The 12,376-nt window shown below is 74.8% G+C and carries 7 protein-coding genes; 5 read left to right on the forward strand and 2 right to left on the reverse strand.

Annotation, left to right across the window (positions count from 1 at the left end; translation table 11 throughout):
- Positions 1-50 precede the first annotated feature (50 nt).
- Complete coding sequence (locus R2E43_RS31375; protein WP_332056762.1) at positions 51-1,469, forward strand: HEAT repeat domain-containing protein; 1,419 nt, start codon at positions 51-53, stop codon at positions 1,467-1,469.
- A gap of 446 nt (positions 1,470-1,915) precedes the next feature.
- On the opposite strand, the gene R2E43_RS31380 is transcribed toward R2E43_RS31375, so the two are convergent.
- Both R2E43_RS31380 and R2E43_RS31385 read right to left on the reverse strand, forming a co-directional pair.
- Positions 1,916-2,749 carry a putative hydro-lyase gene (locus R2E43_RS31380; RefSeq protein WP_030866955.1) on the reverse strand — a complete coding sequence of 278 codons (834 nt, stop codon included), beginning with the start codon at positions 2,747-2,749 and terminating at the stop codon, positions 1,916-1,918.
- On the reverse strand, positions 2,746-4,068 hold the full coding sequence (locus R2E43_RS31385) for an MFS transporter (RefSeq protein ID WP_003977415.1): 1,323 nt from the start codon (positions 4,066-4,068) through the stop codon (positions 2,746-2,748). The genes R2E43_RS31380 and R2E43_RS31385 overlap by 4 nt, the downstream gene beginning before the upstream one ends.
- A gap of 137 nt (positions 4,069-4,205) precedes the next feature.
- Between R2E43_RS31385 and R2E43_RS31390 the strand changes: the two genes are divergently transcribed.
- The 4 genes from R2E43_RS31390 to R2E43_RS31405 all read left to right on the forward strand — a co-directional run bounded on the left by R2E43_RS31390 (position 4,206) and on the right by R2E43_RS31405 (position 12,273).
- Positions 4,206-4,901 carry a GntR family transcriptional regulator gene (locus tag R2E43_RS31390; protein ID WP_003977416.1) on the forward strand — a complete coding sequence of 232 codons (696 nt, stop codon included), beginning with the start codon at positions 4,206-4,208 and terminating at the stop codon, positions 4,899-4,901.
- A 108-nt stretch (positions 4,902-5,009) separates the two neighbouring features.
- On the forward strand, positions 5,010-6,536 hold the full coding sequence (locus R2E43_RS31395) for a hypothetical protein (protein ID WP_003977417.1): 1,527 nt from the start codon (positions 5,010-5,012) through the stop codon (positions 6,534-6,536).
- Positions 6,537-6,624: 88 nt separating this feature from the next.
- Entirely contained in the window at positions 6,625-7,506 is an 882-nt protein-coding gene (locus R2E43_RS31400; protein WP_003977418.1) for a hypothetical protein, read from the forward strand.
- Positions 7,507-7,611: 105 nt separating this feature from the next.
- Positions 7,612-12,273 (forward strand): coiled-coil domain-containing protein, encoded by a 4,662-nt coding sequence (locus tag R2E43_RS31405; protein WP_191849199.1) that lies wholly within the window; start codon positions 7,612-7,614, stop codon positions 12,271-12,273.
- The last annotated feature ends 103 nt before the right edge of the window (positions 12,274-12,376 follow it).

Raw genomic sequence — 12,376 nt, forward strand, 5'->3', positions numbered from 1 at the left:
GTAACGCGTGCTCCCCGGTTGCGTCGACGCTTGATGTGAGGCTGTTTCCCATGTTCGATCCGGTCATAGCGCCCAGCGGTACGCTGCTCGGCCTGCTTCAGCGGGGTCGCGGCGACGGCACGCTGCACGCGCTCACCGCGCCCCGTGCCGAAGCGCTCGCGGCGCTGAACCACTGCGTGCTCCACGACCCCCGCCACGACTGGCAGGTCGAGAACCGCTCCCTCTACTACGCCCGCCTCTACCTCGACCTGAACGGTGAACTGGACGCGATCGAGGCCCACCTCTTCGACCCCGAGGACGTCCTGGACGCCGACGAGTCGCGCACCGGGCTGGCCCTCGCGGTCCTCGGCCACCTCGCCTCCTACGGCAGGCTGGACGCGCTCCAGCTGCTGCGCCGGTACGCCGCCCACGGCGTCAACTGGGCGTGGGCCCTGGACGAGCTGGCCCTGCGCGACGACGACGCGGGGCTGCGCGCCCTCGCCGCGCCCGTCCTGGCCCGCTTCCCGCGCGACGCCGTGGGCGAGGCCGAGCTGGCCGCCGCGGTGCGGGACGCCTTCGAACCCAGGCCCTGGCGCCTGTGGGCCGAGGACCCCCGGGAATCGATCGCCACGCGCGTGCGTGCCGCCCAGGAGACGGGCTGCTTCGACCGCTGGCAGCGCCAGATGGACTCCTCCGGGCCGCGCCCCGGCTGGAGCGTGCGAGCCGTCTTCGAATGGGCCGAGCAGGGCGTCGAGCGCGGCACCCCGCTCCATGTGCCGGCCGCCCGCTGCCTCGCGGCCGTCGCCGGGCCCGAGGACCGCCCCGAGATCGTCGAGGCCGCGCGGTCGGGCACCGAGGGCGCCCGCTGCACTGCCCTGCGCTATCTCGCCGACAGCAACGACCCGGACGTCCTCGACCTGATCGACGGTGCCCTGGCGACGGGGTCGACCCCTGTCGTGGAGGCCGCCGTCGCCACGTACGAGCGCATGCGCAGCCTCGCCGCCGTCGACCGGGCCCGTGGCTGGGTGCACCGGCCCGACGCCCTGGGGGCCGCCGCCGGACGGGTCCTCGCCTGCCGGGGCGCCGCCCAGGACCGCGATCTCGTGCTCGCCGCGCTGCGGGAGGCGGTACGCGGCGAAGGCCCCGACGCGCCGACCCTGTGGACGCTCGTCGACGGCACCGGACGGCTCGGCATCGCCTGCGCCGCGCCCGTACTGCGCCACATCTACCGCGAGACCGCCTCCTCCCACCTGCGCGGCCGGGCCGCCCGCGCGCTGGCCGCCACGGATCCGTCCTTCGCGGCGGGCTTCGCCATCGAGTGCCTGTGGGACTGCGAGGAGACCACCCGCGAGATCGCCGCGCGCCATGCCGAGACCGGCGACAACCGCGTCGTCGAACGGCTGCGCAGGCTCGCCGCCGACCCGGCCGAGGAGGACGAGGTCCAGACGGCGGTGCGCAGCCGCTTCGGACCGGACGCGCCCGCCGTGTGAGAGCCCCGGCACCCGGCGCGCGGGGGAGCCGCGCCGGCCGCGCGGCTCGAACCCGGGGATGCGCCGGGTGAACGGGGGACGGACCGCGGCTCAGCCGGGCGTGGCCGTGGCCCGGACCGCCGGATGGGCGGGGCAACGCTCACGGGACGCTCGCGTGCTCGCGCGGCGCCGCCGCCGACGGCTCCCGTGCTGCCGGAGGCCGCGCCGTGACGCCGTGAGTCCCGCCCGCTCCGCGGGCCCGCCCGAGTTCCCTGGGCCCGCGGCGTGATCCGACGGACAGGCATGAGCCCCCGCTGCCGTGTACCGCCGCCGCCGTCCACGCGCCGCCGTCGGCCGGTGGCGGGTGGCCTGCCGGATCGGCGCCCTGGAGGGCTTCGCCCGGCCGCGGGCGCGCAGGTCCGGCCGTTGCCGCAGACCGTGCCCGGGCCGTGTCGTGGCACCGGGGATCAGGCCACGCGGTACTGCTCGTCGCGGGCGTCGGTGAGGAACATCTGCCCCGGCGCGTGGGTGAGCGCGAAGGGCGGCCGCGAGGCCATGACCGCCGCCTGCGGAGTCACGCCGCAGGCCCAGAACACCGGGATGTCGTCCGGCTCGCGGTCCACCGCCTCGCCGAAGTCGGGCCGGTCCAGGTCGTCGATGCCGAGCGCCGACGGGTCCCCGCAGTGCACGGGGCTGCCGTGCACCGCCGGGAGCAGGCTGCTCTCGTGGATCGCCGCCGACAGGTGCGCGGGCGGCACCGGACGCATCGAGACCACCATCGGCCCGCGCAGTCGCCCGGCCGGACGGCACGCGCGCGAGGTGACGTACATCGGGACGTTGCGGCCCTGCTCGACGTGACGGATCGGCACACCGGCCGCGGCCAGCGCCCACTCGAAGGTGAAACTGCACCCGATCAGGAACGTCACCAGGTCGTCCCGCCAGTGCTCGCGCACGTCCGACGGCTCGTCCACCAGTTCGCCGTCCCGCCACACCCGGTAGCGCGGCAGATCGGTGCGCAGGTCGGCGCCGTCGGCGAGCACCGTGGTCCAGGACCCGGCGTCGGTGACGTCGAGCACCGGGCAGGGCTGCGGGTTGCGGGTGCAGAACAGCAGCATGTCGTAGGCCCAGTCGGCGGGCACCGAGATCAGGTTGGCCTGGGTGTGGCCGGCGGCGACCCCGGCCGTGGGGCCGGTCAGCCCCTTCCGGAAGCGGGCGCGGGCCGTCTTCGGGCTCCACGCGTGCGCGTGCTCGTCGACGAGGGCGAGCGGCCGGTCCCCGGTCGCGGAGTGCGGACGGTTCATGCCAGTTCCTTTCCGCGGGTCTCCGGCAGCCCCAGCAGGGCCAGCGCCGCGATGCCGTAGCCGATGGCGCCGAAGACCAGCGCGCCGCCCACGCCCCAGCTGTCGGCGAGGAAGCCGACCGTGGTGGGGAAGACGGCGCCCACGGCGCGTCCGGTGTTGTACGTGAAGCCCTGGCCCGCGCCCCGCACCGCCGTGGGGTACAGCTCGCTCAGATACGAACCGAACCCGCTGAAGATGGCCGACATGCAGAAGCCGAGCGGGAAACCGAGCACCAGGAGCAGGGTGTCGGCGCCGCGGGGGATGTTCGCGTACGCCAGGATGCAGACCGCCGACAGCAGCGCGAAGAGCCAGATGTTGCGCCTGCGGCCCAGCACGTCGGTGAGCACACCGCCGGTGAGGTAGCCCAGGAAGGCGCCCGAGATGAGGAACGTCAGGTAGCCGCCGGTGCCGACGACCGACAGGTCGCGCTCGTCCTTCAGGTACGTCGGCACCCAGGTGGCGAGGGTGTAGTAGCCGCCCTGGACGCCGGTGGACAGCAGACTCGCGAAGAGCGTGACGCGCAACAGCCCCGGTGAGTCCGCCGTGCCCGGCTTGAAGATCGCCGCGAACGAACCCTTGCCGGCTCCCCTCTCCCGGACCTCGGCGGCGCGCGGCGCGTCCTGGACGCTGCGCCGCACCCACACCACGAGCAGCGCGGGCAGTGCACCCGTCCAGAACATGACACGCCAGGCCAGGTCGTCCCCGGCCAGCGAGAAGACCAGCGTGTACACGACCACCGCGAGTGCCCAGCCCACGGCCCAGGAGCTCTGGATCGCACCCAGCGTGCGCCCGCGGTGCCCGGGGCTCGCGTACTCGGCGACCAGGATGGCGCCGACCGCCCACTCGCCGCCGAAGCCGAGGCCCTGGAGGGCGCGGAAGACGAGCAGCGTCTCGTAGTTGGGCGCGAAGCCGCAGGCCACCGTGAACACGGCGTAGGTGATCACGGTGAGCAGCAGCGCCCTGACCCGGCCGACGCGGTCCGCCAGCACACCCGCGAGCGCGCCGCCGATCGCCGAGACGACCAGCGTGACCGTGGTGAGCAGCCCGGTCTGGCCGCTGTCCAGACCGAAGTACGCGGCCAGCGCCACCATGGTCAGGGGCAGCGTGAAGTAGTCGTAGGAATCGAGGGCGTAGCCGCCGAACGCGCCGCCGAAGGCGCGGCGGCCCCGCGGGCCGAGGGCGCGCAGCCAGCCGAACGGACCCTCTTCCGTGGGGTGTTCGGCCGTGCCCGGGGGGCGAGTGCCGGAGGAGAGGGTCCGTGGGGGAGGGGGAGTGCTCATGGTGCACCTCGCAGTGGGAGGACGGAGGGTGCTGGTCGAGCGGTACAGCGACGTACTTGGGGCACCGTAGGGGATCGTTCAACGATCCCTCAATACCCCTGTTGTTTCGTTCTGGTATCTGCGATTGAATTCCGGGCATGGCAGAGCAGTTGACGGGACTGGCCGACGACCGCGCCCTCCTCGGGCGCACCAGCACCGCCGAGCGCGTCTCGGACATCCTCAGGAGCCGGATAGCCGAGGGCTACTTCCCGCCCGGGACCCGCTTGTCCGAGGACAGCATCGGCGGCGCCCTCGGCGTCTCCCGCAACACCCTGCGCGAGTCGTTCCGCCTGCTCACACACGAACGGCTCCTGGTCCACGAGCTGAACCGCGGCGTCTTCGTCCGGGTCCTCACCGTCGAGGACGTCGAGGACATCTACCGCACCCGCTCCCTCGTGGAGTGCGCCGTCGTCCGCGGCCTCGGCGAGCCGCCGTACCCGCTGGACGGGCTCGCCGATGCCGTCGAGGACGGGCGGCGGTCGGCCCGCGAAGGTGACTGGAAAGGCGTGGGTACGGCCAACATCCACTTCCACCGGGAACTGGTGGCCCTCGCCGGCAGCGAACGCACCGACGAACTGATGCGCAGCGTCTTCGCCGAACTGCGCCTCGCCTTCCACGTCGTGGACGACCCCCGGCGCCTGCACGAGCCGTACATTGCCCGGAACGCGGAGATCCTCTCGACGCTGGAGAGCGGCGAGCGGGAGGCGGCGGCGCGACTGCTGGCGGTCTACCTCGAGAACTCGCTCAAGCGCGTCGTGGAGGTCTACCTGCGTCGGGTCGGCGACGAGGGGTAGGCCTTAAGGCCAGGGCCGTACGGCGGCCGGACACCGTGTCGCCCATCGCCCAGGGGCCCATCTGCGTCGTTTGGGCCGATGTCGGACCGAGGACCTAGTCTGTGCACCGTGACTTCGCCTGCATCGACGGACAGCGTTCCGCCCCAGCTCAGCGCGGGGCCGCGCCCCGCCCCGGGCCCGGCCGCCGACGAGGGGCTGGCGCGGCGGCTGCGCGCGCTCGCCTGCACGGCGCCGCTGCACGACCTCGACGCACGCAAGGCCAACCTCGCCGGCGAGTACTCGGTGTACGGCATGGCGGAGGTCGCCCTCGCCGCCATCGACCTCGTCACGCTGAACATGGACTTCGACACCGGCGCCGACCACGACCAGATAGTGGCCAGGCTGATCCCGCGCGTCGCCGCCCAGGCCCCGCACCGCCCCGCCGCCGAGCACGAGCGGGTGGCCCGCTGGGTCCTGGAGAACCTGATCAACGTCGGCAGCGTCGACCGCGGCTTCCGCGCGGTGTACGGCACCTTCGGGCCCGACGGCACCTACGTCCGCCGCGACTACGACTTCAAACTGCTCGAAGAGGTCCCCGGCCCCGGCGGCACCGTCTACCTGCGCACCACCGACGAAGCGGTCAACGTCCTCGTCGGTGCCCTGGACACCGACGTCACCAGCGCCCAGATCGCCGCCGAGGTCAAGCTGGAGGTGCTGATCAACCGCGGCCGCCTCGCCGACGCACAGCTCGCCGCCGAACAGGCCCGGTACCGGACCGTCCAGTACTCGGAGACCCTGCGCCGCGCCCTGGACGCCACCCGGCGCAACGTCCGCGCGGTCGACTGGCTCAGCGCCGTCCCCGACATGATCGCCGAAGCCCTGGACCACGTCGCCGACCGGTACCGGCACGAGAACGCGATCCTCACCAACATCCGCAAGGCCCGCGACGAGACCGAGGACGCCGAGCACAAGCGCCGCGCCGCCGAGCTGGTCGACATCGTCAAGGACTGCATCCGCCGGCACACCCAGCTCCAGTCCCGCCTCCTGGAGGCCGGCCCGCTCTTCCGCGCCGAACAGGACCGGCAGGCCTTCGCCACCCCCCTGACCACCTCCGGCCTCGACCTGTACGGCCATCTCGTCGCCCCCGTGCTGCCGTTGCCCGTGGAGAGCGCGCTCCGCGTCACCGACGCCTTCTTCGCCCGCGGCACCGGGCTGCGCACCCCCGTCTCCGTCCGGGTCGGCGACCTCGTCGACATACTGCTCACCCCGCCGGTGGAGCGGGAGCACCTGGGCGCCGAGATGCCGGAGCCCGACCTGATCGCCACCCCGGACGACAGCCGCTTCAGCGAGGAGCAGCTCGCCGCGGCGATGGAACTGCTCGACCTGCCGCACGACGCCCCGCGCCGGCTCTCGGGGCTGCTGGCCGACGCCCGCGCCCGCGACGCCGAACTGCCGTACCTCGTCGCGCTGCTGGCCGTCCACGCGGCCAGCCCGCCGGTCGGCACCGCCTACCGGCAGGGGGAGCCGAAGCTGCTGTTCGCCGTCGACGACGGCACCGAGCTGGACGACCCCGAGTTCGGCGGCGCCGATCTCATCGTCGGCACCGCCCTGCTGGACGCGGCGGGGATGGCGGCGGACCGGACGGAGGCGGCATGACCGGCCCGCACCGGCCCTCCGACCGTCCCGGCCCCCATCTGATCCACCACCGCGGCACAGCGCGACACCACAGCGAGGAGCACCGACCGTGACCGAGTACGTCGACCGGAGCGAACCGGAGGCGGGTGCCGCGCCGGCCACGGCGGCCGTCACGCCCGCCGACGCCGCCGACGCGGCGCGGCTCGTCGCGTTCGGCCTCCAGCCCAAGCTGCTGCCCGCCCGCGACCAGGAGTACGCCGATCTGCTGCGCCGCTACCGCGAGGACCCGCCCTTCGCGCGGCTCGCCGACGCCGTGGCGGCGGGCCTGGGACTGATCGTCCTGGAGGTGTCCCCGCGCGCGGGGATGGCCGTGAGCGCCGCCGAGGACTCGGTGTTCGCCGTCCGCATGGGCGACTACGCGCGCCGGGCCGCCACCGACTCCGGCGACCGCTTCCTGCACGGCCTCGCCCACCTCGCCGTGGCCGCCATGGCCTACCCGCGCCCCGAGGACCTCGCCGACGACGGCTACATCGGCCGCGTCACGGTCAACGGCGTGGACGCCTTCGTCCGCCAGGCCTGCCGCAGACTCGAGGAGCGGGCCGAGCAGCAGGGCGAGAACACCGACCCGGCCACCGACGCCCCGGGCCTGGAGGCCGCCTGGCGGATCTGGGTCAGACGCAGCGCGACCGGTGCCACCAAGGACGCGCGCAGACTCCCCGGCTCCACCACCGGCATCGTCGGCAAGGCCGCCGCGTTCCTCACCGAGTCCGGCTTCCTCCAGCGCACCGGCGACGACCACGGCGGCACCTACCGGACGACGGCCCGCTACCAGCTCCAGGTGCGGGACATGGCGGGCAGCGCCGCCCTGACCGAGCTGCTCGACCTGGGCGTCGTCCCGGTCACCGACGGCACGGCGACGCTGCTGCCCGCCGAGGAGACCGACGACCTGGAGCTGGTCGCCGACGCCGGCCTGCCCTTCCACTCCTCCTGACCCACGCCGGTCCGAACGACCGCACCCCACCGAATAGCCGAACCCCACCGAAGAACCGCACCCGTCCCGCCGTCCCCGACGTCCGAAGACTTACGAGAGTCCGCCATGTACGAGCTGTCCCGGGTCCGCCTCTACTCCATCGGGCCCGCCGGTGCGCGCTACGCCGACACCGTGCTTGACCTGCGCGGTGTGGGCCGACTTGTGCCCGACCCCGCCCCCACGCAGGCGGAGTTCTTCGAGGAGGAGCCCGTCGGCCCGCCGCGCCGGCCCGCGCCGGCCGGTGTGCTCTTCCTGGAGAACGGCGGCGGCAAGTCCGTGCTCCTCAAGCTGATCTTCTCGGTGATGCTGCCGGGCCACCGCAACACCCTGGGCGGCGCCAGTTCCGGCGTGCTGCGCAAGTTCCTGCTCGCCGACGACTGCGGCCACGTGGCGCTGGAGTGGCAGCACGTGCAGACCGGCGAGTGCGTCGTCGTCGGTAAGGTCAGCGAGTGGCGCGGGCGGCAGGTCTCGGGCGACCCGCGGAAGTTCGCCGAGGCCTGGTACTCCTTCCGGCCCGGCCCCGGACTCACCCTGGACAACCTGCCGGTCGCCGAGGCCACCGCCGTCCGCGCGCCCGTCGAGGGCGCCTCCGGGGCGCAGGGCAGGCGGCGCACCATGAAGGGCTTCCGGGACGCGCTCACCGAGGCCGGCAAGGCCTACCCGCACCTGGAGGTGCACTGGGAGGAGATCCACGACCGCTGGATCGAGCACCTCGGCGACCTCGGACTCGACCCCGAACTCTTCCGCTACCAGCGCGAGATGAACGCCGACGAGGGCGAGGCGGCCGGCCTCTTCGCCGTCAAGAAGGACTCCGACTTCACCGACCTGCTGCTGCGGGCCGTCACCGACACCCGCGACACCGACGGCCTCGCCGACCTGGTCGGCGGCTTCGGCAACAAGCTGGGCCGGCGTGCCGAGCTGATGGCCGAACGGGACTTCACCGCCGGATCCGTCGACCTCCTGGGCCGGATCGTCGAGGCCGCCGAGGCGCGCACCCGCGCGCGTGACGTCCACACCGCCGCCGAACGCCGCACCAGGAACCTGGCCCGCCGCCTCACTGCCCGAGGCGCCCAGGAGCGGGTCCGGGCCGGTGACCTCGCCCAGCGGGTCACGGCCGCCGCGTACGCCGTCACGCACGCCGAGTCCGCCCGGGACCGCAGCAACCTCATCGCCGCCGAACTCGCCTACCGGCACGCCTCGCTGGCCCTGACCGGCGCCGAGAAGGCGGCCGCCGCGCAGAAGCGCGAACTGGCCGAGGCCCGCACCCTGCACTCCGCCTGGCAGGCCGCCGAGGCCGTCCTGCGCCACCGTGCCGCCGCCGACCGGGTCGCCCGCGTGTCCGCGGCCATCCAGGAGGCCGAGCGGGACGCCGCCCCGGCGCTCGCCGCCCGCGCCAAGGCCGCCGTCGCCCTCGTCCGCACCCTGCACGCGGCGGCCGGAAAGGCCGAGCACCACGCCAACGAGGAGGAGGCGAGGTCCGCCGCCCTCCAGGAGGCCGGCGACGCCGCCCACCGGGACTCCACCACCGCCGCCACCGAGGCGCAGCGCGCCCGCAGCGAGGCCGGACACCTGCGCCAGCGCCTCACCGAGGTCGAGCAGGAGACCGCCGAGGCCGTCCGTGCGGGCTGGCTGGACGACAGCGCGCCCGACGCCGACCCCGCCCGCGCCGCCCTCGCGGCCAGCGACGCGGAGAAGACGACCGTCGCCGCCTGGGACACCGCCCGCGAGACGGCCGGCCGGGCCACCGAACACGCGCGCGAGGCCGCCGCCGCGGAGAGCCGCGCCGAACTGACCGCGGCCCGCGCGGCGGACGCCGCCACCGCGGCCGAGCGCGCCCACGAGGCCGAACGGCGCACCGCCGAGGCGTTGGCCGCGGAGGAGCGGCTGGCAGAGCTGCTCGGCCTGGCCGAGGCTCGCCCCGGCATCCCACAGCCCCGCAGGGACGCGGATCGCGACGACCGGGCCGCCGCCCGCACCGCGGCGGACGGCGCCCTGACCCCCGAGGAACTCGACCGCTTCGCCGACGAGCTGCGCGAACTGCTCGACGCCACCGTCTCCTCCGCCGAACGCCAGCTATTCGATCTGCGCACCGCCGCGGCCGACGACTCCCGCATCCTCGGCGCGCTCGGCGACGGCGGACTGCTGCCCCCGGGACCGGACGTGCTGGCCACCGTCGAGTTCCTCGGCGAGCACGGCATCCCCGCCCTGCCCGGCTGGCGCTACCTCGCCCAGGCCGTCGACCCCGCCGACCACGCGCGCGTGCTGGCCGCCCGTCCCGAGCTGGTCGACGGCGTGATCATCACCGACCCGGGCTCGCACACCCGGGCCCGCGAGGTCCTCGGCGACGCGGCCCTGCTGCCGCGCTCCGCCGTCGCCGTGGGCACCGCCGCCGCCCTCCTCGCCCCCGCCCCGGCCCCCGGGTCCGGCACCGGCGACGTCTTCCTCGTACCGCCGAACCCGGCCATGCACGACGAGCAGGCCGCCGACGAGGAGCGGCACGCGCTGCGCGCGCGGGCGGGCGAGCGGGACGAGGAGATCCGCGCCCTCGCCGCCCGGCTCGGCAAGGACCGTGAGCTGGCGGCCCGGCTCGCCTCCTGGCGCACCGGCTGCCCCGCCGGACGCCTCACCGAGCTCGCCCGGACCGCCGAGGAGGCCCGCGCCTTCGCCGAGGAGACCGAGGCCGAGCTGACCGAGGCCCGCACCCTGCGCGCCGAGGCCGACGAGCGGGCCGCCGAGGCCGTCCACCTGCGGGACGAACGGCAGGAGGCCGCGCAGAAGGCCCGCCGCGCCGCCGACGCCCTCGCCGGACTCGCCTTCCGGCTGCGCGAACGCGCCGGCTGGCAGGTCAGACTCCGTGAACTGGCCGACGAGGGCGCCGAGGCCGAGGCCCGCGCCCAGGCCTGTCTGGAGCGGGCCCGCGCCGCCGACGAGGACCGGCGCGCCGCCCAGCGCGCCGCCGACGACGCCCGCCGCACCGCCCGCGCGCTGCGCGCCGAGCGCTCCGAGATCGCCGGCGCCCCCGACGACGTACCCGAAGAGGCACCCGGGGACGGCGCCGAGGCGCCGAAGGCGTCCCTGCCCGACCTCCGCGAGGCCTACCGCGCCGCCTCCCAGGTGTACGAGAAGGTCGGCGTCGGCGCCGACCTGCGCGCCGAACAGGCCCGCGCGGAGAGCGACGAGAGCGCCGCCCGCGCCGATCTCGACCGGCTGAGCAACAAGGTGCGCACCCGCGCCGCACAGCTCCTGGAGTCGCCCGACGGCTCGGACGGGCCTTCCCGGCAGGCCGCCGCCGCCCGCGCGGAGGAACTGGTGCAGCTCCTGGAAACACGCATGTCGAGCGCGAGCGAACAGCTCGGCCGGCTGCGCGGCGAAGCCGAACGGCACGCCCCCGAGGACGGCGACACCCACACCGACCTCCCCGAGGAGCTTCTGCCGCGCGACGCCGAGCACGCCCAGTCCCTGCTGCGCACGGCGACCGCCGAACTCACCACCCTTACCGAGGCCCTGGCCCGGTCCCGCGAGGCCCACGCCGAACTGCTCGACGCGCACCGCGCGGCCGAGGACGCGGCCGGCGGCTTCGACGAGATCGCCGCCATGCTCCGCGACCTGCTGCGCGACCACGCGCCCGAGGAGGAGCAGGACGAGCCCGAGCCCTACGCCGGCGACCTGGAGGAGGCCCGCAGGGCCGCCGCCGAGGCCCGCCGTTCGCTCCGCGGCTGCGCCGCCGACCTGTCCGCCGCCGAGGCCGCCGTGCGCGAGGCGAGCGACGTCCTCGTCCGGCACGCCAACTCCACCCGCTACGAGCAGGTCCGCACGCCCGCCCGCCAGCAGATCCGCGAACTGCCCGCCGCCGCGCTGCCCGAGCACGCCGCCAAGTGGGCGGACGCCTTCGCGCCCCGGCTCCGCGTCCTCACCGACGAACTGGCCCAACTGGAGCGCAACCGCGACTCGATCGTGGACCGGTTGCGCGGCCTGGTCGAGTCCGCGCTGGCCACCCTCCGCTCCGCCCAGCGACTGTCCCGGCTGCCGGAGGGCCTCGGCGAGTGGTCCGGGCAGGAGTTCCTGCGCATCCGCTTCGAGGAACCCGACCAGGCCATCCTCACCGAGCGGCTCGGCGAGGTCGTCGACGAGGCCACCCGCGCGGCCGTGAAGAAGAATTCCGACCTGCGCCGCGACGGCATGTCCCTGCTGCTGCGCGGCGTCGCCGCCGCCCTGCAGCCCAAGGGCGTCGCCGTCGAGATCCTCAAGCCCGACGCCGTACTGCGCGCCGAACGCGTCCCCGTCGGCCAGATGGGCGACGTCTTCTCCGGCGGCCAGCTGCTCACCGCGGCCATCGCCCTCTACTGCACGATGGCCGCGCTGCGCAGCAACGACCGGGGCCGCGACCGGCACCGCCACGCCGGCACCCTGTTCCTCGACAACCCCATCGGCCGCGCCAACGCCACCTACCTGCTGGAGCTCCAGCGGGCCGTCTCCGACGCGCTCGGCGTCCAGCTCCTGTACACCACCGGCCTGTTCGACACGACCGCGCTGGCCGAGTTCCCGCTGGTCATCCGGCTGCGCAACGACGCCGACCTCCGGGCCGGCCTGAAGTACATCAGCGTGGAGGAGCACCTCAGGCCCGGCCTGCCCCAGCCGACGCCCGCCGCCGAGGGGGAGGGCGAGGCGGTGCACAGCGAGATCACCGCGACCCGCATGTTCAAACGGCCCGCGCAGTCGCCCGCGTGACCGCCGTCCACACGTGAAGCCGGTGTGAAAATGAAGTGGAGGCGTTGTCAGAGGTTCCCCTTATGCTGCTCCAGTTGATCAAGCGGCACCTGGGGAGGGCGCG

This window comes from Streptomyces violaceoruber, assembly GCF_033406955.1.
Taxonomy (GTDB): Bacteria; Actinomycetota; Actinomycetes; order Streptomycetales; family Streptomycetaceae; genus Streptomyces; species Streptomyces violaceoruber.